At 59.1% G+C, this 25,402-nt stretch carries 27 protein-coding genes; 11 read left to right on the top strand and 16 right to left on the bottom strand.

Annotation, left to right across the window (positions count from 1 at the left end; all coding sequences use genetic code 11):
- The first annotated feature begins 126 nt into the window (after window positions 1–126).
- The 4 genes from ppnN (at window position 127) to ACW5XD_RS06085 (ending at window position 4,155) form a co-directional block, all read left to right on the top strand.
- Complete coding sequence (ppnN, locus tag ACW5XD_RS06100; RefSeq protein WP_456494104.1) at window positions 127–1,482, top strand: nucleotide 5'-monophosphate nucleosidase PpnN; 1,356 nt, start codon at window positions 127–129, stop codon at window positions 1,480–1,482.
- Between the two features lie 128 nt (window positions 1,483–1,610).
- Window positions 1,611–2,420 carry a flap endonuclease Xni gene (gene xni, locus ACW5XD_RS06095; RefSeq protein WP_456494103.1) on the top strand — a complete coding sequence of 270 codons (810 nt, stop codon included), beginning with the start codon at window positions 1,611–1,613 and terminating at the stop codon, window positions 2,418–2,420.
- Window positions 2,421–2,582: 162 nt separating this feature from the next.
- Window positions 2,583–3,590 (top strand): isocitrate dehydrogenase, encoded by a 1,008-nt coding sequence (locus tag ACW5XD_RS06090; protein ID WP_456494102.1) that lies wholly within the window; start codon window positions 2,583–2,585, stop codon window positions 3,588–3,590.
- A gap of 121 nt (window positions 3,591–3,711) precedes the next feature.
- Window positions 3,712–4,155: a hypothetical protein gene (locus ACW5XD_RS06085; protein ID WP_456494101.1), complete on the top strand. Its 444-nt coding sequence runs from the start codon at window positions 3,712–3,714 to the stop codon at window positions 4,153–4,155.
- Between the two features lie 74 nt (window positions 4,156–4,229).
- Here the strand turns inward: ACW5XD_RS06085 and rlmM are convergent, their stop codons facing one another.
- From rlmM to dinB, 6 genes are all read right to left on the bottom strand, one after another.
- Window positions 4,230–5,324 carry a 23S rRNA (cytidine(2498)-2'-O)-methyltransferase RlmM gene (rlmM, locus tag ACW5XD_RS06080; RefSeq protein ID WP_456494100.1) on the bottom strand — a complete coding sequence of 365 codons (1,095 nt, stop codon included), beginning with the start codon at window positions 5,322–5,324 and terminating at the stop codon, window positions 4,230–4,232.
- A complete protein-coding gene (locus ACW5XD_RS06075; RefSeq protein ID WP_456494099.1) occupies window positions 5,317–5,703 on the bottom strand; it encodes a DUF423 domain-containing protein in 387 nt (128 codons plus the stop codon). The genes rlmM and ACW5XD_RS06075 overlap by 8 nt, the downstream gene beginning before the upstream one ends.
- Window positions 5,704–5,734: 31 nt before the next feature.
- Window positions 5,735–6,373, bottom strand: coding sequence for an alpha/beta fold hydrolase (locus ACW5XD_RS06070; protein ID WP_456494098.1), 639 nt, complete (start codon window positions 6,371–6,373; stop codon window positions 5,735–5,737).
- A 46-nt stretch (window positions 6,374–6,419) separates the two neighbouring features.
- The gene (locus ACW5XD_RS06065) at window positions 6,420–7,340 is read right to left on the bottom strand and encodes a transcriptional regulator GcvA (protein WP_456494097.1); all 921 of its coding nucleotides are present in this window, start codon (window positions 7,338–7,340) and stop codon (window positions 6,420–6,422) included.
- A gap of 283 nt (window positions 7,341–7,623) precedes the next feature.
- Entirely contained in the window at window positions 7,624–9,765 is a 2,142-nt protein-coding gene (locus ACW5XD_RS06060; protein ID WP_456494096.1) for a methyl-accepting chemotaxis protein, read from the bottom strand.
- A gap of 66 nt (window positions 9,766–9,831) precedes the next feature.
- On the bottom strand, window positions 9,832–10,884 hold the full coding sequence (gene dinB, locus ACW5XD_RS06055) for a DNA polymerase IV (protein WP_456494095.1): 1,053 nt from the start codon (window positions 10,882–10,884) through the stop codon (window positions 9,832–9,834).
- 132 nt (window positions 10,885–11,016) lie between these two features.
- Here dinB and ACW5XD_RS06050 point away from each other — a divergent pair, with 132 nt between their 5' ends.
- Window positions 11,017–11,235, top strand: coding sequence for a hypothetical protein (locus tag ACW5XD_RS06050; RefSeq protein WP_456494094.1), 219 nt, complete (start codon window positions 11,017–11,019; stop codon window positions 11,233–11,235).
- 85 nt (window positions 11,236–11,320) lie between these two features.
- Here ACW5XD_RS06050 and nqrM read toward each other — a convergent pair whose 3' ends face one another.
- The 9 genes from nqrM to ACW5XD_RS06005 all read right to left on the bottom strand — a co-directional run bounded on the left by nqrM (window position 11,321) and on the right by ACW5XD_RS06005 (window position 19,167).
- A complete protein-coding gene (gene nqrM, locus ACW5XD_RS06045) occupies window positions 11,321–11,545 on the bottom strand; it encodes a (Na+)-NQR maturation NqrM (RefSeq protein ID WP_042867164.1) in 225 nt (74 codons plus the stop codon).
- Between the two features lie 11 nt (window positions 11,546–11,556).
- Window positions 11,557–12,594 carry an FAD:protein FMN transferase gene (locus ACW5XD_RS06040; protein ID WP_456494093.1) on the bottom strand — a complete coding sequence of 346 codons (1,038 nt, stop codon included), beginning with the start codon at window positions 12,592–12,594 and terminating at the stop codon, window positions 11,557–11,559.
- 3 nt (window positions 12,595–12,597) lie between these two features.
- Window positions 12,598–13,821, bottom strand: a complete 1,224-nt coding sequence (gene nqrF, locus ACW5XD_RS06035; RefSeq protein WP_456494092.1) for an NADH:ubiquinone reductase (Na(+)-transporting) subunit F — start codon at window positions 13,819–13,821, stop codon at window positions 12,598–12,600.
- Between the two features lie 18 nt (window positions 13,822–13,839).
- A complete protein-coding gene (gene nqrE / locus ACW5XD_RS06030) occupies window positions 13,840–14,436 on the bottom strand; it encodes an NADH:ubiquinone reductase (Na(+)-transporting) subunit E (protein ID WP_005330713.1) in 597 nt (198 codons plus the stop codon).
- A gap of 3 nt (window positions 14,437–14,439) precedes the next feature.
- Window positions 14,440–15,072 carry an NADH:ubiquinone reductase (Na(+)-transporting) subunit D gene (locus ACW5XD_RS06025; RefSeq protein WP_042654098.1) on the bottom strand — a complete coding sequence of 211 codons (633 nt, stop codon included), beginning with the start codon at window positions 15,070–15,072 and terminating at the stop codon, window positions 14,440–14,442.
- On the bottom strand, window positions 15,065–15,853 hold the full coding sequence (locus ACW5XD_RS06020; RefSeq protein WP_456494091.1) for a Na(+)-translocating NADH-quinone reductase subunit C: 789 nt from the start codon (window positions 15,851–15,853) through the stop codon (window positions 15,065–15,067). Before ACW5XD_RS06020 ends, ACW5XD_RS06025 begins: the two co-directional genes overlap by 8 nt.
- Window positions 15,843–17,072: an NADH:ubiquinone reductase (Na(+)-transporting) subunit B gene (locus ACW5XD_RS06015; RefSeq protein ID WP_456494090.1), complete on the bottom strand. Its 1,230-nt coding sequence runs from the start codon at window positions 17,070–17,072 to the stop codon at window positions 15,843–15,845. The genes ACW5XD_RS06020 and ACW5XD_RS06015 overlap by 11 nt, the downstream gene beginning before the upstream one ends.
- A gap of 3 nt (window positions 17,073–17,075) precedes the next feature.
- Window positions 17,076–18,419: a Na(+)-translocating NADH-quinone reductase subunit A gene (locus tag ACW5XD_RS06010; protein WP_456494089.1), complete on the bottom strand. Its 1,344-nt coding sequence runs from the start codon at window positions 18,417–18,419 to the stop codon at window positions 17,076–17,078.
- Window positions 18,420–18,858: 439 nt separating this feature from the next.
- On the bottom strand, window positions 18,859–19,167 hold the full coding sequence (locus tag ACW5XD_RS06005) for a BolA family protein (protein WP_065401500.1): 309 nt from the start codon (window positions 19,165–19,167) through the stop codon (window positions 18,859–18,861).
- 206 nt (window positions 19,168–19,373) lie between these two features.
- Between ACW5XD_RS06005 and ACW5XD_RS06000 the strand changes: the two genes are divergently transcribed.
- The 6 genes from ACW5XD_RS06000 (at window position 19,374) to ACW5XD_RS05975 (ending at window position 24,596) form a co-directional block, all read left to right on the top strand.
- The gene (locus tag ACW5XD_RS06000) at window positions 19,374–20,519 is read left to right on the top strand and encodes a methyltransferase (protein WP_456494088.1); all 1,146 of its coding nucleotides are present in this window, start codon (window positions 19,374–19,376) and stop codon (window positions 20,517–20,519) included.
- Window positions 20,520–20,548: 29 nt separating this feature from the next.
- Window positions 20,549–21,121, top strand: coding sequence for a YajG family lipoprotein (locus tag ACW5XD_RS05995; protein ID WP_456494087.1), 573 nt, complete (start codon window positions 20,549–20,551; stop codon window positions 21,119–21,121).
- Window positions 21,122–21,135: 14 nt separating this feature from the next.
- Window positions 21,136–21,687 (top strand): peptidylprolyl isomerase, encoded by a 552-nt coding sequence (locus ACW5XD_RS05990; protein WP_456494086.1) that lies wholly within the window; start codon window positions 21,136–21,138, stop codon window positions 21,685–21,687.
- Window positions 21,688–21,802: 115 nt separating this feature from the next.
- Window positions 21,803–22,132 carry a hypothetical protein gene (locus ACW5XD_RS05985; protein WP_456494085.1) on the top strand — a complete coding sequence of 110 codons (330 nt, stop codon included), beginning with the start codon at window positions 21,803–21,805 and terminating at the stop codon, window positions 22,130–22,132.
- An 85-nt stretch (window positions 22,133–22,217) separates the two neighbouring features.
- Window positions 22,218–23,597: an AmpG family muropeptide MFS transporter gene (locus tag ACW5XD_RS05980; RefSeq protein WP_456494084.1), complete on the top strand. Its 1,380-nt coding sequence runs from the start codon at window positions 22,218–22,220 to the stop codon at window positions 23,595–23,597.
- Between the two features lie 156 nt (window positions 23,598–23,753).
- Entirely contained in the window at window positions 23,754–24,596 is an 843-nt protein-coding gene (locus ACW5XD_RS05975; RefSeq protein WP_043134423.1) for a nucleoside-specific channel-forming Tsx family protein, read from the top strand.
- A gap of 132 nt (window positions 24,597–24,728) precedes the next feature.
- On the opposite strand, the gene ACW5XD_RS05970 is transcribed toward ACW5XD_RS05975, so the two are convergent.
- On the bottom strand, window positions 24,729–25,211 hold the full coding sequence (locus ACW5XD_RS05970; protein ID WP_005311958.1) for a YajQ family cyclic di-GMP-binding protein: 483 nt from the start codon (window positions 25,209–25,211) through the stop codon (window positions 24,729–24,731).
- Between the last annotated feature and the right edge of the window lie 191 nt (window positions 25,212–25,402).

Below are 25,402 nucleotides of genomic sequence, written 5' to 3'. Positions count from 1 at the left end.
GCACACCTCCCCTATTCCCCTGCACCACCGCTTGCCTCTACTATCAAATTCAAGGGATGCCACAAGGCATCCCGTTTTCTCCCCAGGGAAAAGCACAACGATAACAAGCGAGTGAAAGGGGAACCTATGATTACGCACATCAATCCAGTCGGCAGCATGGACTTGCTGTCCCAGCTCGAGGTGGACCGCCTCAAGCAAACCGCTTCCAGCGATATCTATCAACTGTTTCGCAACTGCTCGCTGGCAGTGCTCAACTCAGGTAGCCACACTGACAGCTCCAAAGAGATACTGGAGCGCTTCAAATCCTTTGATATTCATGTGATCCGGCGCGAGCGCGGGGTCAAACTCGAACTGTTCAATGCCCCCGAACACGCCTTTGTGGATGGCGAGATCATCCGCGGCATTCAGGAGCACCTCTTCTCCGTGCTGCGCGACATCCTCTATGTCTCGACCCAGCTGGAGTCGAACCGGCTGGTCAACCTGACCAGTTCCACCCACATCTCCAACGTGGTATTCGCCATCCTGCGCAACGCCAAGGCGATCATGCCGGGTGCGGATCCCAATCTGGTAGTCTGCTGGGGCGGCCACTCCATCAACGAGATCGAGTACCAGTACACCCGTGCGGTGGGCAGCGAGCTGGGGCTGCGCGAGCTCAACATCTGTACCGGCTGCGGCCCGGGTGCCATGGAAGGGCCCATGAAGGGCGCCGCCGTCGGCCACGCCAAGCAGCGGGTGCGCAACGGCCGCTACATAGGCCTGACCGAGCCATCCATCATAGCCGCCGAGCCGCCCAACCCCATCGTCAACGAGCTGGTGATACTGCCGGATATTGAAAAGCGGCTGGAGGCCTTCGTGCGTCTGGGCCACGGCATCATCATATTCCCGGGCGGAGTCGGTACCGCCGAGGAGCTGCTCTACCTGCTCGGCATCATGATGCACCCGGCCAACGAGCGGCAGCCCATGCCGATTATCCTGACCGGTCCAAAGGAGAGCGCCGATTACTTCCGCGCCATTGATGACTTCGTCAAAGCGACCCTGGGCGAGCCTGCCACCAGCCTCTACCGGATCATCGTCGGCGATGCGCCGGAAGTGGCGCGCGTCATGAAGGAGGCGATGCCGAAGATCCGCGAATATCGCAAGTCGGTCGGCGATGCCTACTCCTTCAACTGGTCCCTCAAGATCGAGCCCGAGTTCCAGCTGCCATTCGAGCCGGATCACGCCAACATGGCCAGCCTGGATTTGCACCGCAACCAGCCGCCCCAGCTGCTGGCGGCCAACCTGCGCCGTGCCTTCTCCGGCATCGTCGCCGGCAACGTCAAGGAAGGGGGCATTCGCGCCATCGAGAAGAAGGGCCCCTTCAAGCTGCACGGCGACAAGGAGCTGATGCACCTGATGGACAAGTTGCTGGAGAGCTTCGTCAAGCAGCAGCGCATGAAGCTGCCGGGCAGCCAGTATGTGCCCTGCTACGAAATCGTGCGCTGACGGGTACAACGATGAAACGAGGGGCGCATGGCGCCCCTTTTTTGTCGCTCCGGCAGCCTCGACCATCAATCCCCCATCAGGCCCGGCGGTTTGTTACAATGGGGCGTCCCGACAGCCAAGAGTGCCCCATGTCAAACCTCAGGCCACACCTGCTCATCATCGATGCCCTCAATCTCATTCGCCGGCTGCACGCGGTGCAAGCCCAACAGGCGCTGACCCCGGCCCAGGCGCTGATCGCCACCCGTGCCAACCTCATCAATACCTGCCGCAAGCTGCTGGCGGGCAGCGAGCCGACCCACGCCATAGCGGTATTTGACGGTGAGGTACACAGCTGGCGCAAAGAGGTTTATCCGGCCTACAAAGAGGGGCGAACCCCCATGCCGGTCGAGCTGCGCGAAGGCTTGAACACCTTGCAGGATGCGTTCTGGGAGTGCGGCGTGGATGCCCTGCTCTCCCAGACCGACGAGGCGGATGACCTGATCGCCACCCTGGCCACCGGCATTTCCCAGCACGGCGCCAGGGCCACCATCATCTCTACCGACAAGGGGTTTTGTCAGCTCATCTGTCCGCAGATCCAGATCCGCGACTACTTCAACAAACGCTGGCTGGATGCCGCCTTCGTCGAGCAACAATACGGGGTGGCGCCGGCGCAACTGGTGGATTTCTGGGCTCTGACCGGCATAGGTGGCTCCAACATCAAGGGGGTGCCCGGCATTGGCCCCAAGACAGCGACCCAGCTGCTGCAACAACATGGTGATCTCCCGGCCCTGCTCGCAGCCTGTCAGCAGGAGGGTGCCGGCAAGCCTTTGCTCAAACTGCGCCAACATCAGGATGAAGCCCTGCTGGCCCAGCGGCTGGTGCGGCTGCAGCGGGACATTCCGCTGGGGTTCAACCTGCGGGAGATACGTTATCCTCCCGTACCTGGCAGCGAGGCCTGACAGGCCTCCCCCATGATCCAGCAATCCTGCCAATCATGACAGGACTCACCCTTGCTGTTGACAAAAGCAGATAGAATGTAAAGAAACATGGAGAGTTAGGTGTAGAAATGGTATAAAACGGCCGAATCCTCCCCCTCTGTTCCCTAGAAGTGGATACGTCTCATGTCAAAAAGAAAAATTACCGTCATCCCGGGCGACGGCATTGGCCCCAGCATCATAGAATCCGCCGTCCAGATCCTGACCCACGCCGGGTGTGACTTTGAATACGAATATGCGGATGCCGGTCTGGTCGCGCTGGAGAAGCACGGCGAGCTGCTGCCCCAGGCGACGCTGGATCTCATCGAGAAGAACAAGGTCAGCCTGAAAGGACCGCTCACCACCCCGGTCGGCGGTGGCTTCACCTCCATCAACGTCTCCCTGCGCAAGAAATTCAACCTCTACGCCAACGTCCGCCCCGTTATCTCCTTCAAGGGTACCCGCAGCCGTTACGACAACATCGACATCATCACGGTCCGCGAGAACACCGAGGGCATGTACTCGGGCGCCGGTCAGAAGCGCAGCGATGACAACAATAGCGCCGAGGCGATGAGCATCATCACCCGCGACGGGGCAGAACGCATCGTCAAGTTCGCCTTCGAGCTGGCCCGTCAGGAAGGGCGCAAGAAGGTCACCATCATCCACAAGGCCAACATCCTCAAGTCCACCTCGGGCCTGTTCCTGGAGGTGGCCCGTGAAGTGGCGGCCCGCTATCCGGATATCCAGAGTGAGGAGATGATCGTCGATGCCGCCTGCATGAATCTGGTGATGTACCCGGAGCGGTTCGATGTCATGGTCACCACCAACCTGTTCGGCGACATCCTCTCGGACCTGTGCGCCGGTCTGGTGGGTGGCCTTGGCATGGCGCCGGGAGCCAACATAGGGGATGGCGCCGCCATCTTCGAAGCCGTGCACGGTTCGGCACCGGATATCGCGGGCAAGAACATTGCCAACCCGACCTCGGTGATCCTTGCCTCCATCCAGATGCTGGAATATCTGGGCATGCAAGACAAGGCTGAACGCATCCGGGAAGCGGTGCGCGCCACCATAGAATCCGGCGATCGGGTGACCCGGGATCTGGGGGGCACCGCCTCCACCAGCGAGTTCACCCAGTCCATCATAGATCGGCTGTAATCTAGCCTAATAGATTGATTTTAAAAGGGAGCCTCGGCTCCCTTTGTTTTATCTCGCGGCGCGCTACCTCCCTCATCGATTGGCTACTATGTTCAATAGATAAGGGATAAGGAGATCCATTATGCGCGCTATTTGCAGCCTGTTGCTCATCAGCAGCAGCGTCATGGCAGTAGACAGACCGGTCGACAATGCCTGGAGAGATCTACCGGCATCCGGCACTCAGCAAGCCAGCCAGGTCTGGCGCTCCACCCTGGATACCAATGACCTGCTCAAGGCGCCCAAACCGCTCTCCTTCGGGGTGGATGTCGTGACCGACAGCGATGGCAACAGGCTGGTCACCCCTTATCAGAAGCTGAACCTGACTGCCGAAAAGAGCGTGAGCCTCTCCTTCGAGCAGCACAAACCCAGGATCAAGTTCAAGGCCGGCGGCATGAACACCGCCATCAAGCTGCGCGGCAACGGGGTCAAGCTGGAATTCAGCCCGACCGATCGCACCATCCCCCTCGACATAGAGCTCAAGCTCACCAACGGCGAATCCGCTCTGCGCTTCGACTATCGCTTCTAGACCTGCATAAACGACAGAGCCGACAACATCTCTGCTGTCGGCTCTGTTTTCCGTTCACGGCAAGGCGCCGGACGTCAGTCCTTGGCTTCCAGCTTGGAGACCCAGTACTTGTTGTAGACGTGCACAGTGATCTCTTCGCGATCGTGGTAGAGCTGCTTGGCCTGGATGACGAAGGCGTTGTCGATCTCCTTGAGCAGGCCGCGCAACACCTCTATGTTGTGCACGGCTTCGGCGTAACGCTTCTTCATCGGCAGCTTGAGGTTGAACATGGCCTCCTGGCAGTCGTTCTCGCGGAACCAGTCGGCAATCATGTGAACAACCCGTGCCGGCTTCTCCACCATGTCGCACACCAGCCAGTAGATGTTCTTCTTGCTGGGACGCCACACAAAACCGTCGTCACGCAGGTGCTTCACCTGGCCTGTATCCATCAGGGAGGGAGCCATGGTGCCGTTATCCACCGCGGTTACCATCATGCCGCGACGCACCAGCTGATGCGTCCAGCCACCCGGGCAGGCACCCAGATCGACCGCCTTCATGCCGGAGGTGAGGCGCAGGTCCCACTCTTCCCGTGGCACGAACACGTAGAAGGCCTCTTCCAGCTTGAGGCTGGAGCGGCTAGGTGCATCCGGCGGGCAACGCAGACGCGGGATACCCATGTGGAATTCGGAGTTGTTGAACGAGTAGGAGTAACCGATCAGCAGGTGATCGTTGGCCATGAAGAAGGCGTGGAACACCGGACGGTGCGGCGTCTCCTTCTTGGTCAGCAACTCGTTGCTGCGCAGCGCCTGGCGAAGCGGCACGGTGAACTTGCGGCAGAAGGCCGACAGCTCTTTCGCCTCGTTGGTGTCGGCTGTCTCCACCCGCAGATCGCCGCAGATGGTATAGCTGGCAGCCGCCTCCAGGATGGGAGAGATCCGGTCGGACAGATCCAGATCCTTCAGCTCATGGGTCACCACCAGCATCTGGCGGATGAAGATGAGCTCCTTGAACGGCAGCTTGCGGGCCAGCAGATCGGCCTGCTCCTCGTCATACAGCTCGAATATCACATAACCGCTGTCGTCCTTGACCCGGGCGAAACCGTAACACTGCATGTTACTGGCACGTTCGGTGATCTCTGCCGCCGCCTCTTTCTCAAAACCGGGGCGGCAATAAAGCAGCAGATTATTCATTTTTTCCTCCAAGACGACAGCCAGCCCATATCAGAGCCGCCCATCCCAACATAAAACAGAGGCCACCGGCCGGGGTAATGAGCCCCAGCCCCTTGCTGCCGAGCAGCACCATGGCGTAAATACTGCCGGAAAATCCGAGGATCCCCAGCACAAATGCGAAGCCCGCAAAGGTGATCACCTTGCTACGCACACCGCACCAACCCAGCACCAGCAGGGCCAATGCGTGAAAAAACTGATACTGCACGGCGGTGTTGAACGCCGCCAGCAGCGAAGGCGTGATGCCGCTCGCCGCCAGACCGTGGGCGCCATAGGCCCCCAGCAGGGTTGCCGTCAGGCCAAACAGGCCCGCCAGCACCAACCAATGCCGCTGGATCTGCATCCTTGGCTCCTCCTTGTCTCGCTCACCACCGTCAGGCCTCAACCCGAGTGACGGCAATAAAGCTCTTTATCCGATCGACCGCCTGTTGCAGGTTCTCCTGCTCGCTCACACCACTGGCTTTTCGCGGTTTGAAACCATGGTCACCATCGGTCAGCCAGTGGACCGATACGTGGGGTGAGAAGGGAAAATCGGCCAGTTCGGCGCGCGTGCCGAAGGTATCGCGCTCCCCTTGCAACAGCAGGGTCGGCGTCTTGATCTGCTTGAGCACCTCTCCCCGCCAACTATCGGGCTTGGCCGGGGGGTGGAAAGGATACCCGAGAATGAGCAATCCTGCAGCATTCATCTCGTCCTCTCCTTCGCGATACAGCTCTGCCGCCATGCGCCCCCCCATGGACTTGCCCGCCAGGAACAACCGGGGATGGGCAAATTGCCGCACCATCTGACGCCAATGCTCAAGCAACACGGGCGCTCTGTCCGGCGGCCTGCGCTTGCCATCCAGAGCCCGTTTGGTCATGTAGGGGAAGTTGAAACGCACCACCTCGATATCGGGCCCCGCCAGCAGACGTGACAGCTCGGAAAGAAAGACATGTTCCATGCCGGCCCCGGCGCCATGGGCCAGCAAAATGCGAACGGGGGCATCGCTTGCCCCCTCCCTTATCACCTCAGTCATGACGTCCTCTCTCACGCAATCACCTCAGAGCATCACCCATCAGGCCTCATGCATCGGCGAGCCGTGCCCGGCGACGGGCCTCCTCCTGCTCTACCAGCTCCAACATCCAGTCGCGGAAGGCCACTATCTTGCCCTGATCGGACTGCTGCTCCTGGCACACCAGGTAGAAGGCGTTCTTGCTTACCAGCACCTGTTCGAACGGGCAGATGAGCCGGCCCGCTTCGATCTCGGGCTGGGCCAGCACGCTGTGGCCGAGCGCCACCCCCTGACCGTGGATCGCCGCCTGGATCACCATGGTCGAGTGGCTGAAAATGGGCCCCTGATTGACGTTGGGGGCATCTATGTCGAGCTGGCGAAACCAGGCCTTCCAGTCGCGGCGGGAGGTATCGTGCAGCAGGGTATGACGGGTCAGATCATCCGGAGTGCGCAGTGGCTTGGGACCAGTCAGCAGCAAGGGCGAACAGACGGGGATCAGATATTCGGTGTGCAGCTTGTCGGATCTCAACCCCGGCCAGTTGCCACGGCCGTAGTAGATGGCCACGTCTACATCGTCGGTGAGCGACCCCTCGTCCATGTCCACCGCCTTGATCCGCACGTCTATGTCCGGATGGCGTTCGCTGAACTTCACCAGCCTGGGCACCAGCCACTGGATGGCAAAACTCGGCTGCAGACTGACGGTGAGCGCCCCCTTGGCACTGCGGGCCAGCAGCTTGTCGGTCGCCTCCGAGATGGAGGTGAAGATGTCCTTGATGTCGAGGAAGTAGCCCTGCCCCTCCTCGGTCAGCAGCAGGGAGCGGTTCTTGCGGCGAAACAGCTTGATGCCGAGATACTCCTCCAGCGCCTTGATCTGGTGACTGATGGCAGCCTGGGTCACGAACAGTTCTTCCGCAGCCCGGGTGAAACTTAAGTGACGGGCTGCGGCTTCGAATGCTTTCAGTGCATTGAGCGGGGGTAAACGACGAGACATGAGACCAGCCGACGATGAGTTTTTCTAATGGGCCGCATTATAATTTGTCGGTTGCAGGCCGACCAGTGAATAAACATAATTCGCTTCGCAATCCGTTGTCATATGGCTCACTTTTTCTCTTCCATGTTGGTTTACATGTGATTTTTGTGAGTCAGTGGTCTGCGATTGTGGTGTTGTGTTTCTTCCTCTGCGGGAAGAGGGGCTTAAATCGGACCGATTTAACCCAGTCTGTCATCTGAATGTGTTTGGCGCCTCCGGTTGGATGGCGCCTTTTTTCTTATCCCTATACCTTGAACTGTCCCACCAGCTGCTGCTGTTTGTCCGCCAGCGCCGACAACTCGCGCCCGTTTTCGGCGGAGGTCGCCGCCTCGGCCCGTATGGTGTGGCTCACATCGCGAATGTTGCTGACGTTGCGATTGATCTCGTCCGCCACCCCGCTCTGCTCTTGCGCCGCCCTGGCAATCTGCTCGTTCATCTGATGAATGGTCGCCACCGCATGGATGATCTGCTCCAGCACGCTGACCGACAGATCCACCTTTGTCAGCGTCACATCCGCCTGGCTGTGACCCGTCATGATCGCCTTGACCACGGCCTGGGTGCCGGATTGCAACTGCCCTATGAGGGTTTGGATCTCGACGATGGCACTCTGGGTACGCCCTGCCAGATTGCGCACCTCGTCGGCCACCACGGCAAAACCACGGCCCTGCTCACCGGCCCGTGCCGCCTCGATGGCCGCGTTCAGCGCCAGCAGGTTGGTCTGCTCGGCTATGCCCTGGATCACCACCAGGATGTCGTTGATGTTCTCGCTGTTGGCGGAGAGCCGCTCCACCACCGGCTTGGCATCGCTGATCACCGCCATCAGCTTGCGCATCGCCTCCTGGGTATCGGCAACCACATATTTGCCCTCCTGCGCCGAGGTATCGGCCTGGTTGGCCGCGGCCACCGCCGAGTTGGCATTGCCCGCTACCTGCAGGGCGGTGGCGCTGAGCTCCTCGAACGCGGTCGCCACCAGATCCACCTCCTGATACTGGGCCTGCATGCCGGCACTGGTACGCTCGGCAACCTGAGCCGCCTGCTCTGCGCTGGCGCGGGTGCCCGCGACCGTGTCTATCACCTGACTGATGGTGGATTGCAACTTGTTGAGGAAACTGTTGAACCATTTGGCCAGCTCACCTATCTCGTCATCGCGATGCAAGTCGATGCGCTGGGTCAGGTCCCCCTCCCCGGTGGCGATGTCCTTGAGGCGGGCCACCACGGCGCGGATGGGCGCCACTATCTGATGGGCCATCAGCCAGATACAGAGCAACCCGATCGCCGAGATCACGCCGCCTATCACCAGTTGGGTGACCACGCTGCGATTGGCCTGGCTGGAGAGATCATCTTGTAGCTGACGGGCCGAGGCCAGCACCACGCTGCGAGGCAGCTCGATATAGATACCCCATGTCTGCGCCGTGCCGCGCATCCTGACCGGCACGAAGGTTTGCAGCAAAGAACCGTCCGGGCTCCAGCGGGTCATGGTCTGCCCCTGACCAAGCCAGCCAGTCAGATCACCGGCCAGCGCCTGGTATTGCTGACCAAGCGGGTTGCCCAGAGTCACGTCAAAGCCATCCACCCCGGCGGCGCGCCCTTCGTGACTGACCAGCAGCACCTTGCCTTGACCGTCGTAGAGCGCCTGATCCATCTCCTTGACCAGGTTTTGCAAGGTGGCCAGCGAGATATCGACCCCGACCATGCCAAGCAGGGTCTCCTGCTCCAGCAGGGGGACTGTCACCGAGGTCATCAGCACCTTCTGCGACCCTACATCGTCGAGATAAGGTTCGAGCAGACAGAGCGCCTTGCTGCGGATGCTGCAGCGATACCATTCGTTTTCCACTCCGCCGGCCGCCGTCTGACTCTCGTCTGCCAGCACGGATTCGTTTTGCACCTCAGCTTCTATCTTGCCGTCGACCCGGGCCCAATAGGTGGAGAAGCGCCCCTTGTCGTTGGCGCCGAGCGCACTGGAGCCATGGTAGTTGCTGTCCTCCCCGTCGAGCTGATCCGGCTCGAACACCGCATAGACACCGAGCAGATTGGCCGAGGAGGCCGCCGCATCGTGCAGTTGTTGATTGACGGCACTACGCAGCGTCTCGGAGGAGCCGAAGTTGTCGGCCGCATTCTTGCGCTGAAACAGGATCCCCTGCGCCAGCAGGGTGGTGCGAAAATAGGCCTCGTCCAGATAGCTGGTGACCTTGGCCGCCTGCTCGGCTCCCATCGCCTTCATCCAGTTTTCAGCCGAACGCTGCGCCTCCTCCGTGGTGGAGGTCAGTACCTGATCCTGCATCCGGGCGGCGCTATAGAGAGAAGAGGCGACCAGAGCACCGGCACTGGCCAACAAACAACAACCGGCGATCAGGGTAATGCGCCCCTGAACAGAAAGAGAACTCATGCCACCATTCCTAGCTCATACAGATGTGATCAGTTTATCGGGTTTGGAAACAAAAACTTAACCTTATCAAGCGAAATCCAGGCTGAGCTGGTTAACTTCCCCGTCACGGGGCAAACCGACCACCAGCCCGAGCAGCCGGATCGGCTTGCCCTGTGCCCGCAGCAAGCCCTCATGGAGCAGATCGTGAAACAGCTCGGGCTGATAGCCACCACGGCGATAGACTGTGGTCTGCTGAAAATCGGCAAACTTGAGTTTGATCCCCTGTCCCATCAGCGCCTCTGCCGGGCAAGCCTTGGCAAAGCGCTGCTCAAGCTCCGGAATGAGCCGGCTCAGCACCTGCCAACAGGCGGCCTCATCCAGCACGTCGCTGGCCAGGGTTGTCTCCACGCCTATGGTCTTGCGCACCCGCTGCGCCTGCACGGGCTGATCGTCATGGCCCCAAATCCGCCCCGTCAGCATCTCTCCCAACTTGCCGAATCGGGCGATCAGCTCCTCGCGGCTGAGCACTCTCGCATCCTCACAGGAGTAAAGCCCCTGGGACTCCAGCCGATCGGCCGTCTTGCGCCCAATCCCCGGCAACTTGGCCAACGGCAGCTGACACACGAACTCATCAACCTCCTGGGGCCTTATCACGAACAGGCCGTCTGGCTTGCGCTGCTCCGAGGCCAGCTTGGCCAGAAACTTGTTTGGCGCGACCCCGGCCGAGGCGGTCAGCCCGAGCTCGCTCACTATGGCTTGGCGGATCTCGGCCGCCATCAGGGTGGCACTGCCGCCACAGCAGGAGCTGTCGGTGACGTCGAGATAGGCTTCGTCGAGGGAAAGCGGCTCCACCAGCTCGGTGTAGCGCAGGAAGATGGCGCGCAGCTGGCGGGAGATCTCCTTGTAGAGCGCCATCCGGCCAGGAATGAGCACCAGCGGCGGGCAGAGCTTTTTGGCCAGGCCGCTCGGCATGGCGGAGCGCACCCCGAAACGGCGCGCCACATAATTGCAGGTCGAGATGACGCCGCGCCTGTCTGCCGAGCCGCCGATGGCCAGTGGCACCTCGCGCAGGGCCGGGTTGTCCCGCATCTCTACCGCCGCGTAGAAGCAGTCCATGTCGATGTGAATGATTTTGCGCATACCACTGTACGGATAAACAGGTAACTTGCCTATGCTAACCCAGTGCTGCCGTTTCTGCCATCGGCATGAAACGGCGAACAGGCATAGACTCTTAAGGCACCATTCACCACCCCATGGGTCAAGGAGGACGAGATGAAAACACTCTGGCTGGTATTAGCGCTGGGGTTCTGCCTGCTGCCGCAGCCCGGCAGCAGCAAGGACAACCCGACTGCCGAATGCAGCTGGTTGTATGACCGCATAGCGGCACTGGAGCAGGCTATCAAACAGGGAGACGAGCTGGGAACGCGAGAAGAACTGGCGCGCTGGAAGGCCGAGTTCAAGAAGAAAGCCTGCCATCAATACGACTACTGAGCCTCCTTGAGCCAAAAAACGGGCTGACCACAAGGTCAGCCCGCCTGCCATCCGGCATTACCCCGAATGAGATTCAGGTCCGTTTTTATATGATCCGGTTATCGATCAGCATTTTGCGACGGGCCTCTTCCTTGGCCATCTTCTTCTTGCGGTTGTCACAGGGTTCCGGACAATCGCACTCTTTTTCTATGCCGATCGTGCCCAACCCACCGCAGGAACCTGAGATGGTCTTCTTCTGGAAGATGTAACCTATGGCCATGGCCACCACTACCGCCAGAAACACCCCGAAGGTGATCAAGAAAATCTGCATGCTACCGCCTCCTACTTTCTAACCAGATACTGTTTGAAGGCATCTGAATATGCCTCTTCAAAGCCATCGGCCGTCTTGGTGATCACGAAAATAGCCAGCCCGCGCTCCTTGGCATAGGCCAGGCTCTTCTCGGGCCCGAGCACCATAAACACGGTCGCCAAGCCGTCTGCCGTCATGCAGGAGGGGTGGATCACTGTCACCGACACCATGCGATGCTGGATGGGCTTGCCCGTCATGGGATCGATCGTGTGGGAGAAGCGCTTGCCGTCCATCTCGTAATAGTTGCGATATTCACCCGAGGTGGCAACCCCGTTGTCACCCGGGATAATCACTTCTTGCACCGAGCCGGCATTGACGGTCGGCTTCTCGATGGCGACGCGCCAGGGATGGCCCTTGCCGTTGACACCATTGATCCGCAGTTCACCACCGATCTCCACCAGATAATTGCGAGACCCCATGGACTCCAGGTATTCGGCAACCTTGTCCACACCAAAGCCCTTGGCAATGGCGGAGAGATCCACGTAGAGATCCGGAATATCTTTTTGCAGGGTATCGGCATCAGCCGAGGTGATCACATGCAGATTGCCAAGACCCGTCTTCTGGCGAGTCTGGGTAATCAGCTCGTCAGACGGCACCTTGGTCGGTCTGGCATCCGGCCCGAAGCCCCACAGATTGACCAGGGGGCCGACGGTGACATCCAGTGCCCCACGGCTTTCACGGCCAAGGTGAATGGCCTCGGTCACCACCCGCGCGGTATCGCGGGAGACCACCACGGGGGTCGAGCTGCGGTGCTGGTTGAAACGCGACAGCTCGGAATCGGGACGATAGGTCGACATCTGGTCGTTGACCCGCTCCAGCAGGACATCGACCTCGGCCTGGAACTTGGCCGGATCCGTGATGACGTTATCCGCCACCTTGATGGAGTAGTAGGTACCCATGGTGCTGCCGGTGATGTGGATCTCCGGCTTGGATTGGACCGTTTCCTGACCACACCCAGTCAAGAAAAAGGCTAGCCCGAAGGCTAGCCAGGTCTTTACAACACTGTGCATTGATTAACCACCAAAGTCATCCAGCAGGATGTTCTCGTCTTCAACACCGAGGTTTTTCAGCATGTTGATGACGGCAGCGTTCATGACGGGAGGCCCGCACATGTAGAATTCACAATCTTCCGGCGCCTCGTGGTTCTTGAGGTAATTCTCGAACAAGACGTTGTGGATGAAGCCTGTGTAGCCATCCCAGTTGTCTTCCGGCTGCGGATCGGACAGGGCGACGTGCCACTGGAAGTTGTCGTTCTCGGCGGCCAGCATGTCGAAGTCTTCGACATAGAACATTTCGCGCTTGGAACGGGCACCATACCAGAAGCTCATCTTGCGATGGGTCTTCAGGCGACGCAGCTGGTCGAAGATATGGGAGCGCATCGGCGCCATACCCGCACCACCACCGATGAACACCATTTCGGCGTCGGTGTCTTTGGCGAAGAACTCGCCGAACGGACCCGAGATGGTCACCTTGTCACCAGCCTTGAGACTGAAGATGTAGGAGGACATCTGGCCGGGAGGCGCAGTCCAGTTGCTGGGCGGCGGGGTCGCGATCCGCACGTTCAGCATGATGATGCCGAACTCTTCCGGATAGTTGGCCATGGAATAAGCACGAATGATCGGCTCGTTGACCTTGGACTCCAGTTCGAAGATCTTGAAGCGATCCCAGTCCCCGCGATACTCCTCGGGGATATCGAAGTCCTTGTACTGCACGTGGTGGGCAGGGGCTTCGATCTGGATATAACCACCGGCGCGGAACGGGACGCTCTCACCATCCGGGATCTGCAGCTTGAGCTCCTTGATGAAGGTGGCTTTGTTATCGTTGGAGATAACGGTACAGTCCCACTTCTTCACCCCGAAGATCTCTTCCGGCAGCTCGATGTCCATGTCGCCACGAACGGTGACCTGGCAGGCCAGACGCTCGCCGTGACGGGCCTCGCCCTTGCTGATGTGATCTAGCTCGGTCGGCAGGATGTCGCCGCCGCCGGCCTTCACCCGCACCTTGCACTGACCACAGGAGCCGCCGCCGCCACAGGCGGAGGAGACGAAGATACCGCTGCCGGCCAAGACGCCGAGCAGCTTGCCACCCGCCGGGCTGGTCACAGCCTTGGTCGGGTCGCCGTTGATGCTGATTGTCACGTCACCTGCGGTCACCAGCTTGGACTTGGCGAACAGAATGACTGCCACCAAGGCCAGCAGGATCACGGTGAACATGACCACACCCAGAATAATTTCCATCTATTATTCCTTTTCCGATTACAGGGAAATACCAGAGAAGGACATAAAGCCCAGCGCCATGAGTCCCGCGGTGATGAAGGTGATGCCCAGACCACGCAGGCCTTCCGGCACATCGGAGTACTTCATCTTCTCGCGGATCCCCGCCATCGCCACGATGGCAAGCATCCAGCCGGCACCCGACCCCACGCCATAAACCACGGACTCAACGAAGTTGTAGTCACGCTGCACCATGAAGGAGACACCACCGAAGATGGCGCAGTTCACCGTGATGAGCGGCAGGAAGATACCGAGCGCGTTGTAGAGCGCCGGGAAGTACTTGTCCAGCGCCATTTCCAGGATCTGCACCAGGGCCGCAATCACACCGATGAAGGTGATGAAGCTCAGGAAGCTCAGATCCAGGCCGGAGACCAGGGCGCCATCTTTGAGGACATAGTTGTAGATCAGGTTGTTGGCCGGAACGGCCACGGTCTGAACCACGATAACGGCAATCCCCAGACCCATGGCGGTCTTGACCTTCTTGGACACCGCCAGGAAGGTACACATCCCCAGGAAGAAGGAGAGGGCCAGGTTTTCGATGAAAATCGAACGAATCAACAGACTCAGATAGTGTTCCATACCTTAATCCTTCGCCTCCACCTGCTTGGGATCCTTGGTGCGAACGCCCCAGATGATCAGACCAATGATGAAAAACGCACTCGGCGGCAGCAGCAACAGGCCGTTAGGCACGTACCAGCCACCATTGTTCACCAGCGGCAGCAGCTCGATACCGAACCAGGTACCCGAGCCCAGGATCTCACGCACGGTCGCAACAGCCAGCAACACGGCACCGTAACCCAGACCGTTGCCGATACCGTCCAGGAAAGAGGGCAGCGGGGCGCTCTTCATGGCATAGGCTTCGGCACGCCCCATCACGATACAGTTGGTGATGATCAGACCCACGAAAACCGACAGTTGCTTGGAGATGTCATAGGCATAGGCCTTGAGCACCTGGTCAACCACGATAACCAGCGAGGCAATCACCGCCATCTGGGCGATGATCCGCACGCTGTTCGGGATCTGGTTGCGGATCAGGGAGATGAACAGGTTGGAGAAGGCGGTGACCGCAGTAACGGCCAGCGTCATCACGAACGCGGTCTTCATCTGGCTGGTAACGGCCAGCGCGGAACAGACACCCAGCACCTGCAAGGCGATGGGGTTGTTGCCGAGCACAGGCGTCAACAGCAACTTCTTCATTTCGCTCTTGTCAGCCATTGTTGATTTCTCCTGCACGAATCTTGGCCAGGAAAGGACCGAAGCCTTTGGGTCCCATCCAGAAGTCGAAGGTGTGCTGCACGCCGTTACCGGTCAGGGTCGCGCCGGACAGGCCGTCGATTTCATGCTCGGAACCCGCCGGAGCATGGCCCTTGATCACCCGCAGCGCAGGCTGACCATCCTGATCGAACAGCTTCTTGCCGACGAACAGCTCACGCCAGGCCGGGTTCTCGATCTCGCCACCCAGACCCGGGGTTTCACCGTGGTCATAGTAGGTGATGCCCTTGATGGTCTGGCCATCGGCCGCGACCGCCACGAAGGCATACATGGTGGACCACAGACCCTGGCCGTAGATCGGCAGTATGATGTTGTCGACCTTGCCTTGCGCATCTTTCGCGAAGAACACCGGGATCAGCTTGGAGATTTGACGCAGGCCGGCCTTGTCGTCGGCCGGGGCCAGACGAATGCTCTTGGCCGGATCTTTCGCCGCCAGCTTGGTGTCGAAGTTGTCGGCATCGCCGTCAACGAATTCACCCGTGGCCAGATCGACCAGACGCGCTTCAATCTTGTCGCCGTACAGCTGGGCCAGGTCACGCTTGGCCACGCTGCTGACATCGACACCGGCAACGGACAGGATATTGCTTTGCTTGTCCAGCGCCTTGTTTTCCAGCTGAGCCGGACGCAGCCCCACGGCAGCCACGGAGACCACGATGGAACAGACCAGACACAGACCGGTTACGACAGTCAGGGTGCCGACAGTAGAGTCTTTATTAAACGCCACGAGCGATCCTCCGCTTGATGTTCGCCTGCGCCACGAAATGGTCAAACAAGGGGGCAAACAGGTTGGCAAACAGAATGGCCAGCATCATGCCTTCCGGGAACGCGGGGTTCACGACACGGATCAGCACGACCATGACGCCGATCAGGGCGCCATACCACCACTTGCCCTTGTTGGTAAAAGCGGCGGAGACAGGATCGGTCGCCATGAAGGCCATGCCAAAAGCGAAGCCGCCCAGCACCAGATGCCAGTGCCACGGCATGTTGAACATGGGGTTGGTGTCTGAGCCGATGACGTTGAACAGCAGGGAGGTGGCGACCATGCCGATCATCACACCGGCGATGATGCGCCAGGAGGCGATCCGCATGTAGACGATCATGGCGGCACCGATGAGGATCATCAGGGTGGAGACTTCACCGATGGAACCCGGCAGGTTGCCGAGGAAGGCATCCATCCAGCTGATTGCCTGACCGGTTGCACCGTTGATCAGCGCCATCTGGCCACCCTGGGCCCACTGGCTCAGCGCTGTCGCACCTGAGTAGCCGTCAACGGCAACCCAGACGGCATCACCGGAGATCTGGCCCGGGTAGGCGAAGAACAGGAAGGCACGCCCCGCCAGCGCCGGGTTCAGGAAGTTCTTGCCGGTACCACCGAACACTTCCTTGGCCAGCACCACACCGAAGGTGATACCCAGGGCAGCTTGCCACAGGGGCAGCTCGGGCGGCACGATCAGTGCGAACAGGATCGAGGTCACGAAGAAGCCTTCGTTGATCTCGTGCTTGCGCACCATGGCGAACAGCACTTCCCAGAAACCACCGACCAGGAACACGGTCAGGTAGATGGGCAGGAAGTGGGCAGCACCGATCAGCATCTTGCTGCCGATACCGGCGACCGCCGGATCCAGCGAGGCACCCAGCAGGGTCGCAATGGTGTATTGCCAGGTGTCGGCACCGGCAGCCGTGCCCAGATGGGCGATGGCGGCGATGGATTGATTGCCGACGTTGTACATGCCCCAGAACATGGCCGGGAACACGGCCAGCCACACCATGATCATCATGCGTTTCAGATCGATCGCATCACGGACGTGGGCAGCATTGCGGGTCACGGACCCGGGGGTATAAAACAGGGTGTACGCCGCCTCGAACAGGGCATAGTACTTGGAGTACTTGCCGCCCGGCTCGAAGTGATGTTCCATATTTTCAAGAAGTTGCTTGAAACTCATCGCTTAACCTTCCAGTTCTATCTTGGTCAGGCACTCACGCAAGACTGGGCCGTACTCTGTCTTGCCGGGGCAGACGAAGGTACAGAGCGCCAAATCTTCCTCATCCAGCTCCAGACAACCGAGCGCCTGGGCGCTGTCGATGTCACCGGAGACCAGATCCCGCAGCAGCAGGGTCGGCAGGATGTCGAGCGGCATCACACGCTCATAGTTGCCGATAGGCACCATGGAGCGATCACTACCGTTGGTGGTGGTCGTGAAGTTGATGAGTTTGCCCTTCATCAGATGAGAGAGGGTGGTACGGGTGATGGAGAACTTGCTGGCGCTGGGATTGACCCACCCCAGAAACTCTTTCTCACGCCCCTCGCCCAGCACACTCACCTGGTTGTGGTAACGACCCAGATAGTCATGCACGCCTTCGGCCTTGGCACCGCTGAGCAGGGAACCGGAGATGACACGGTTCTCGTCCGCACGCAGCTCGTTGTTGGTCAGCTGGCTGATGCAGGCGCCCATGCGGGTGCGCAGCAGGCGTGGCTTGACCACGTTCGGGCCGGCCAGGGAGATCACCTTGTCGGTAAAAATCTGGCCAGTGGTGAACAGCTTGCCGTAAGCGATGACATCCTGATAGTTGATGTACCACTGCACCTTCTTGGCGCTGACCGGATCCAGGAAGTGGATATGGGTACCAGGCAGACCGGCAGGGTGCGGGCCAACGAACACTTCCTCTTTGACTTGCGCCAGGGAAGCGTGCGGCAGACTGGCCTCGCCCTTGCAGACGTAGACGGCGCCATCAGTCAGGCGAGTCAATACCGCCAGACCATCGAGGAACGCCTGAGACTGTTCCTTGATGATGAGATCGCTATTGGCGGCCAGCGGGTTGGTGTCCATCGCGGTGACGAAGATAGCGCGGGGAGAAGACTCCACGGCCGGCACCTTGCTGAACGGGCGAGTACGCAACGCAGTCCATTGGCCTGATGCGACCAGGATCTCTTGCACCTTGCTGCGCGCGAGCTGTGCCAGCTCGGCGGACGCAAAATGCTCAAAGGTCACCTGCTCGTCGGACCCATCGAGTTCGATGACAACGGATTGCAGAATGCGCTTGGCACCCCGATTGATCTCTGAAACCACACCGGTGGCAGGGGCCGTGAATTTAACGCCGGGGTTCTTCTTATCTTCGAAGAGCTCCTGACCTTTAATGACGCGATCACCTACTTTGACAAACATAGTAGGTCGCATCCCCACGAACTCTTCGCCGAGTGTAGCAACACGGGTGATGGCCGGGCCATCGTAGATTACTTGCTCCGGAGCACCCAGCACGGGGATGTCCAGTCCTCTTTTAATTGTAATCATACTCACTTGCACTACCGTTAAGGGAAGACAGGTTGGTTAGCGCCGAGAAATACATCACGACGAGTTGTTGAATGAGCCCGACCATGTTGCGAAATAATGTCGAAGAAACAAACAAATAAGCAACATACAGGGTCATTCAAAAGCGCCTGAGTTTACCACCTATGACAAGTTACCTGCCATGCAAAATGGGGAAAATCCCCGCTCTATCACAAAATCATCGAAATTTAATCACGCCGTTTTCTTCACTAAACCTCAGGATTTGCCTCAAGTTAGCCTTAAATACCCCAAAATGGGTAATGGTGTTTATGTTCAAAAATAGATTAGAAATTTTGATGGCTGGGCAGGAGAGTCGCGTCCCGAGCAAGGACTCGGGACGCGGCAAAAAACGTTTGGTAATTGTTAACTAGTCGAGGATTGAGTAATCAATTAGTCAATGATCCTAGGCCAGGCCATTCTTGCTGACACAACTCGGGGTCGTCGGCGCCTGTTCCCGTTGCTGCCACTCTTGCTCCGTATAGGTATGCAATGCCAGTGCATGAATGGCCCCCGCCAGCTCGTCGGCCAGCACGCCATTGACCTGGCGATGACGGGCCAGCAGCCGTTGACCCTCGAAGGCCTGGCTCACCACTACAACCTTGAAATGACTCTCTGAGCCCGGCGCGACCCTGTGCATGTAGCTTTCATTGATCACCTCCAGGTGGCTGGGGGACAAGGCAGCGGCCAGCTTGGCCTCGATCTGTTGTTGCATGGTCACGAGCAAAACTCCCAAAATGGATGTCCGGCCATTGTAGCCAGGGTTGGTAGTATGACGAAATCGTCCGGCACGGAGAAAGAGGCGCGGTTTTGCATCCCGCCCTGTGCCGCCGGGCTGGTGAAATTCTCCGCCCCCGCTAGAATAGCGCCACTTTGCGCCCCGCCGGCGCCTGTTTTATGAATCATCTGGACGCTTAGCCTATGCAAACCCTTCTCGACACGGCCCATTGTCGTCTGACCCTGTATCGCTATCCACGCCAGAGCCAGGATCCGTTGCAGGCTTGGGATGCGGCAGACGAGTACCTGATCAATACCCTGGCAGAAGCGCCACTCGAGCAGACCGGCCCCGTCATCATCATGAATGACGGCTTCGGCGCGCTGGCCGCCTACCTGCACGGCTATGCCCCTGTCTGTGTGAGCGACTCCCATATCAGCGAGCAGGCGACCCTGGTCAACCTCGCGGGGAACGGGCTGGATCCTCACGCTATCACGCTGCAGGATGCGCTGGCCCCCCTGCCCGATGCACCTGCTCTGGTGGTGATCAAGGTCTCCAAATATCAGGCGCTGCTGGAACAGCAACTGCTGGCCCTGCGTCAGGTGGCAACCCCGGCCACCCGCATCCTTGCCGCCGGCAAGGCCAAGGACATTCACAGCTCGACCCTGGCGCTGTTTGAAAAATACCTGGGACAGACCCGCACCTCGCTGGCCTGGAAGAAGGCGCGCCTCATTCATTGCACCGTTGATGGCACATCGGCCAGCGAGCGACCAGCCCTGAGCAATCCCTTCCCGACAGCCTGGCCACTGGAGGGCACCGACATGCTCATCCACAACCATGCCAACGTGTTTTCGCGCACCAGCCTGGATATTGGCGCCCGCTTCATGCTGGACAATTTACCGATACATAGTGCGCGGCGGGTGATCGATCTCGGCTGTGGCAACGGTGTGCTGGGGCTGGCGCTGCTGGCACGGGATGCCGAGGTGGAGGTGACCTTCATCGACGAATCCCACATGGCGGTGGCCTCGGCGAAGCTCAACGTCGAACACAATCTGCCGGATGCCCTGCCCCGGGCCCGCTTCATGGTCAATAACTGTCTCGATGGGGTGGAAGTTGGTTCGGCGGACCGGATCCTCTGCAACCCGCCCTTCCATCAGTTGCAGGCGATCACCGATCATATCGCCTGGCAGATGTTCAGCGATGCCCACCGGGTGTTGCCCCAGGGGGGCGAACTCTGGATAGTAGGCAACCGTCACCTGGATTATCACAACAAGCTCAAGCGCCTGTTTGCCAATGCACAAGTCGTTGCGTCGAACAGCAAATTCGTTATTTTGAAAGCCATCAAACGATAAAAACCATCGAACGCTAAAGGAAACCCATGATGAAAAAGTCACTCTTGCTGCTGGCCGCCCTGATGCTGGGTGGTTGTGCGACTCACTGGCCGGAAACCGCCCTGCTCAACCCGCAGGTTATTCCGTCCAATCAGCAGTACTACTCGGGCAACCGCATCACCCTGGAAGGGGTCGACAAGCGTGAAGCCGCCTACGTCTTCTCCATCAAGAAGAAAGAGAAGGCCGCCGTGCTGGTCAACAGCGAACAGCCACTCAACACCCTGCTGGCCGAGAAGCTGGCGGAAGGCCTGCGCAGCCAGGGGCTGGAAGTGGGCAACAGCGGTACCACCAACCTGACCCTGGCCATTTCCAGCGCCGCAGTCACTGTGGAAGAGAAGACCTTCACCTATGTCACCAAGTCCCGTGTCAGCCTGCAGGTGATCGCCGACTTCCAGGGCAGCAAACTGACCAAGCAGTTCAACATGTCTTCCAGCAAGGAAGGCCCGGGTGAACCGACCATGGCCGAGCTGGAATCCATCCTGAACCAACAGCTGGGCAGCCTGCTGCAACAGATCATGGCGGACAATGCCCTGCGTGGTTATCTCAAGGGTCAGCCGAGCTGAGCGAGGAGAGTCAAATGAAAAAACTCTGGTTACTGGCCATGCTGATCGCCCCGCTGGCGTTCGCAGGCCCCAAGGTCAGGATGGAGACCAACCACGGCAACATAGTGGTGGAGCTGGCGTCCAAGCAGGCGCCGCAGACGGTGAAAAACTTCCTGCGCTACGTGGCGGATAGCAGCTATGACGGCAGCATCTTCCACCGGGTGATCCAGGACTTCGTGGTGCAGGGGGGTGGCTACAACCAGCAGTTCCAGCAACTGCCGACCTTCGACCCCGTGGTCAACGAGTCCAAGGGCGGCCTGCCCAACAAACGCGGCACTATCGCCATGGCCCGCACCCAGGCGGTGGACAGCGCCACCCGTCAGTTCTACTTCAACCTGACCGACAACAACAACCTCAATGCCGATGGCGGTGCCGGTTATACCGTATTCGGCCAAGTGGTACAGGGCATGGAGGTGCTGGACAAGCTGGCCCAGGTTCAGACGGGTTACAGCTCCATCCTGCGCGCCAACGACGTGCCCACCAGCCCCATCATCCTCAAGAAGGTGGTGTTGCTGGCAGAGAAATAACGCAGGCCGGATCACATTCCACCGCGTTTTTGCCCGGGTCACCGGCGCCTCTTTCTATACTCTGACCTTGCCCCGTTTTTCAGGGTATGGCCCACATGAGGAGAAGGAGGTTCCGGTGACCAGCAACGAGTACCTAACCCAACACACAGTCCCGCTGGCCCAGGCGGTTCGTCATTTTCTGGCACGAGAAATCCCCTATCAGCAGTTGGAAGATATGAGCTGGCAGCTCCTCTCCCACTGGCAAGAATTACCCCATATCCCAGCAGACAAACAACCGGCCACCGACCGGGAAGGGGTGTTCTGGCACCTGCTGCACAGCCTGCATCAGTGGGATGAGCAACAGATCATCGCCGACGTCTGGTTGCGCCTGCAGCTGATGGAGTGCGCCAACTATCTGACCACGGACGGCCCCCTGCCACGCCACTGCATCGGCCTGCGCCCCTGAATCCGGATCCGTCACGCTCGGCTTGCCTTGGCTATCCCTCACGAACCTGACAAAATGGCGCAATTTTCCCAGAGGAGTCAGGTATTTGAACACTGTCCGCACCCCGAGCTGGCGAGATTCGCTCGCCGTCTATCTTGAGACTCGGGTCCTCATCCTGTTTGCCATGGGCTTCTCGTCCGGCCTGCCTCTGCTGCTGGTGTTTGGTACCCTTTCGTTCTGGCTGCGCGAGGCCGATGTCAGCCTGACCGACATCGGCTACATGAGCTGGGTGGCGCTGGCCTATGGCTTCAAGTGGTTGTGGTCACCGCTGGTTGATCGACTGCCGCTGCCGCTGCTCTCCCGCTGGCTGGGACGGCGCCGCAGCTGGATGCTGCTCTCCCAGGTGCTGATTGCCCTCTCTCTGGTGGGCATGGCCTATTGCGATCCCAAGACCCAGCTCGCCCAGCTCGCCCTGTTTGCCCTGCTGGTCGCGTTTTCCTCCGCGACGCAGGACATCGTCATCGACGCCTATCGCATCGAGTCGGCGCCGGAGCGGTTGCAGGCTGCCATGGCGGCCTCCTACATGACGGGTTACCGGCTGGCAATGATCATGGCCGGCGCTGGGGCGCTGGCACTGGCGGCCTGGCTCGGCAGCAACAGCGGCTATGACTACCATGGCTGGCAACTCACCTATCTGCTGATGGCGGGGCTCATGTCCCTCGGCGTCATCACCACCCTGATCTGCCACGAGCCGGATATCGATCTCGCCGGTCAGAACGATCAACAGGAAGCGCGCAGGGCACTGCTGCTCTCCCGTGGCTGGCCCACCTCGCTGGCCGGCATCGGCGCCTGGATCTACGAGGCCATCTGGTGTCCGTTTGCCGATTTCTTCCGCCGTTACGGCGGCTCGGCCATGCTGATCCTGGGGCTCATCGCCTGTTATCGCATCTCGGATGTGGTGATGGGGGTGATGTCCAACAGCTTCTACGTGGACATGCAGTTCAGCAAGACGGAAGTGGCCACCATCACCAAGGTGTATGGCGTCATCATGACGCTGGTGGGGGCCGGCCTGGGGGGCGTGCTGGTGATGCGCTTTGGCACCCTGCGCATCCTGTTCCTCGGTGCCCTGCTCACCGCCAGTACCAATCTGCTGTTCGCCTTGCTCAACGAAGTAGGCCACAACCTGGAGCTGCTGACCCTGATCATCTCAGTCGACAACCTCAGCGCCGGCATAGCGACGGCCGCCTTCGTGACTTATCTGTCGAGCCTGACCAACGTGGCCTTCTCCGCCACCCAGTACGCCCTGTTCAGCTCCGTCATGCTGTTGATGCCCAAGTTGCTGGCGGGTTTCTCCGGCCGTTTCGTCGAACAGTTCGGCTACAGCACCTTCTTTATCGGCACCAGCCTGCTCGGCATTCCGGTGTTGATCCTGATCGTGCTGGTTGCCAAACGAGGCAGAGCATTGCTCTTGCAACAGGACAAATAGCAAGCGTTTGCGTGAAATTGGGGGTGATTAGATTCACACTTCCGAATAAAGTTCCCCGGCTCTTGTTTCTCCGATGAATTTATTTGGCTAGAATCCCTTCCGCTCCTTGTGGGCAGGCTACGGAAAACCTCAACTAACGCACAAGAGACCAATAAAATGGCCAAATTTACCAAGACTCTGATCGCTGCCGGTCTGCTGGCTGCTGCCGCCACCCCGGCCTTCGCTGCTGACTACAGCGGTGACATCCACAAGAACGATTACAAGTGGATGCAGTTCAACGTCATGCATACCATCGACCAACGTCCTTTCACCACTGGTGCAGAAGATTACAACGACACCTACTTCGAAATGGAATTTGGCGGTCGTTCCGGTCTGTTTGACCTGTACGGTTACGTCGATGTGTTCGACATCTTCGATTCCCGTCACAGCGACAAGCACAAGGGTCAGAACCTCTTCATGAAGTTTGCGCCGCGTATGTCTCTGGATGCGCTGACTGGTAAAGATCTCTCCTTCGGCCCGGTGCAAGAGGTGTACATCGCCTCCCTGAACAACATCGGCGACAACCAGATGGAAAACATGATCGGTCTGGGTGCTGACGTACAGGTGCCTTGGTTTGGTAAAGTGGGTATGAACCTGTATGCTCGCCACGCCACCGAAAACCAGTTCTTCACCGAAGAAGAAGGTGAGTGGAACGGTTACTGGTTCGCCATGAACTGGTTCAAGCCTTTCTACACCTTCAGCAACGGCAGCTTCGTCTCCTACCAGGGCTATCTGGATTACGCCTTCGATCTGGACACCCACGACCGTGCCGACCGTACCAGCGACAACCTGGCGACCTTCCACGGTATCTACTGGCACTCTGACCGCTACGCTGTCGGTTACGGCCTGAAGTACTTCATGGATGCCTACGGCACCAAAGATGGCTCTACCGCCTACGACGGTACCCCCTGGAAGAGCTCTGGCTTCAGCCACTACTTCTCCGTTACCTACAAGTTCTAATAGAACGGGTAATGCGGATACAAAAAACCGGAGCAGCTGCTCCGGTTTTTTTATGGCTCTGTCATCGAACCTTTTACTGTTGCACCGCGTGGCGGTGGCACAAGGGGGAGGGCCAAACCCTCCCGCCCGTCATCAATCGCGGAAATTCTGGAACTGCATCGGCTGACCCAGCTCGGCACCACGTACCAGCGCCATGGCCTCCTGCAGATCGTCACGCTTCTTGCCGGTGACCCGCACTTCATCACCCTGAATGGCGACCTGCACCTTGATCTTGGAATCCTTGATCAGCTTCACCAGCTTCTTGGCGATCTCTTTCTCGATCCCCTGCTTGAACTTGACGTTCAGGTGGAAACGCTTGCCGGAGTGAACGCTGTCACCCACGTCCATTGAGCTGTTCTCGATGTTGCGCTTGAGCAGAGCTGCGCGCAGGATCTCGACCATCTGCTTGAGCTGGAAGTCGGCATCGGCCTCCAGCTTCACTTCTTCCTTGTTCAGCTCGAAGCTGGCTTCAACACCACGAAAATCGAAACGGGTCGCCAGTTCACGATTGGCGTTATCGACGGCGTTCAACACCTCGTTCATTTTGACTTCAGAGACAATATCGAATGACGGCATGTCAGGGCTCCTCATGTTGCGCTATAAGGGGGCAAATCTACCAGAAAACCGGCAAATTTGCTGATTTCGATGGGGTTGCTCTGCTAGAATCCCCTGCGCACAGGAATGGCGAGACCCGTTAGTGTCCGCCACGCGACATCTTCACTTATCCCCGGCGGGCGGTTGACCGGAATGCAACCCCTACCTTGATT

Source organism: Aeromonas enterica (assembly GCF_054052465.1).
The sequence above is the reverse complement of the archived record's forward strand: the minus strand, read 5'-3'. Positions and strand labels throughout refer to the sequence as shown.

Coding starts and splice junctions, on each gene's coding strand:
- ppnN (WP_456494104.1), top strand. CDS start 127: ATGATTACGCACATCAATCCAGTCGGCAGCATGGACTTGCTGTCCCAG.
- xni (WP_456494103.1), top strand. CDS start 1,611: ATGTCAAACCTCAGGCCACACCTGCTCATCATCGATGCCCTCAATCTC.
- ACW5XD_RS06090 (WP_456494102.1), top strand. CDS start 2,583: ATGTCAAAAAGAAAAATTACCGTCATCCCGGGCGACGGCATTGGCCCC.
- ACW5XD_RS06085 (WP_456494101.1), top strand. CDS start 3,712: ATGCGCGCTATTTGCAGCCTGTTGCTCATCAGCAGCAGCGTCATGGCA.
- rlmM (WP_456494100.1), bottom strand. CDS start 5,324: ATGAATAATCTGCTGCTTTATTGCCGCCCCGGTTTTGAGAAAGAGGCG.
- ACW5XD_RS06075 (WP_456494099.1), bottom strand. CDS start 5,703: ATGCAGATCCAGCGGCATTGGTTGGTGCTGGCGGGCCTGTTTGGCCTG.
- ACW5XD_RS06070 (WP_456494098.1), bottom strand. CDS start 6,373: ATGACTGAGGTGATAAGGGAGGGGGCAAGCGATGCCCCCGTTCGCATT.
- ACW5XD_RS06065 (WP_456494097.1), bottom strand. CDS start 7,340: ATGTCTCGTCGTTTACCCCCGCTCAATGCACTGAAAGCATTCGAAGCC.
- ACW5XD_RS06060 (WP_456494096.1), bottom strand. CDS start 9,765: ATGAGTTCTCTTTCTGTTCAGGGGCGCATTACCCTGATCGCCGGTTGT.
- dinB (WP_456494095.1), bottom strand. CDS start 10,884: ATGCGCAAAATCATTCACATCGACATGGACTGCTTCTACGCGGCGGTA.
- ACW5XD_RS06050 (WP_456494094.1), top strand. CDS start 11,017: ATGAAAACACTCTGGCTGGTATTAGCGCTGGGGTTCTGCCTGCTGCCG.
- nqrM (WP_042867164.1), bottom strand. CDS start 11,545: ATGCAGATTTTCTTGATCACCTTCGGGGTGTTTCTGGCGGTAGTGGTG.
- ACW5XD_RS06040 (WP_456494093.1), bottom strand. CDS start 12,594: ATGCACAGTGTTGTAAAGACCTGGCTAGCCTTCGGGCTAGCCTTTTTC.
- nqrF (WP_456494092.1), bottom strand. CDS start 13,821: ATGGAAATTATTCTGGGTGTGGTCATGTTCACCGTGATCCTGCTGGCC.
- nqrE (WP_005330713.1), bottom strand. CDS start 14,436: ATGGAACACTATCTGAGTCTGTTGATTCGTTCGATTTTCATCGAAAAC.
- ACW5XD_RS06025 (WP_042654098.1), bottom strand. CDS start 15,072: ATGGCTGACAAGAGCGAAATGAAGAAGTTGCTGTTGACGCCTGTGCTC.
- ACW5XD_RS06015 (WP_456494090.1), bottom strand. CDS start 17,072: ATGAGTTTCAAGCAACTTCTTGAAAATATGGAACATCACTTCGAGCCG.
- ACW5XD_RS06010 (WP_456494089.1), bottom strand. CDS start 18,419: ATGATTACAATTAAAAGAGGACTGGACATCCCCGTGCTGGGTGCTCCG.
- ACW5XD_RS06005 (WP_065401500.1), bottom strand. CDS start 19,167: ATGCAACAACAGATCGAGGCCAAGCTGGCCGCTGCCTTGTCCCCCAGC.
- ACW5XD_RS06000 (WP_456494088.1), top strand. CDS start 19,374: ATGCAAACCCTTCTCGACACGGCCCATTGTCGTCTGACCCTGTATCGC.
- ACW5XD_RS05995 (WP_456494087.1), top strand. CDS start 20,549: ATGAAAAAGTCACTCTTGCTGCTGGCCGCCCTGATGCTGGGTGGTTGT.
- ACW5XD_RS05990 (WP_456494086.1), top strand. CDS start 21,136: ATGAAAAAACTCTGGTTACTGGCCATGCTGATCGCCCCGCTGGCGTTC.
- ACW5XD_RS05975 (WP_043134423.1), top strand. CDS start 23,754: ATGGCCAAATTTACCAAGACTCTGATCGCTGCCGGTCTGCTGGCTGCT.
- ACW5XD_RS05970 (WP_005311958.1), bottom strand. CDS start 25,211: ATGCCGTCATTCGATATTGTCTCTGAAGTCAAAATGAACGAGGTGTTG.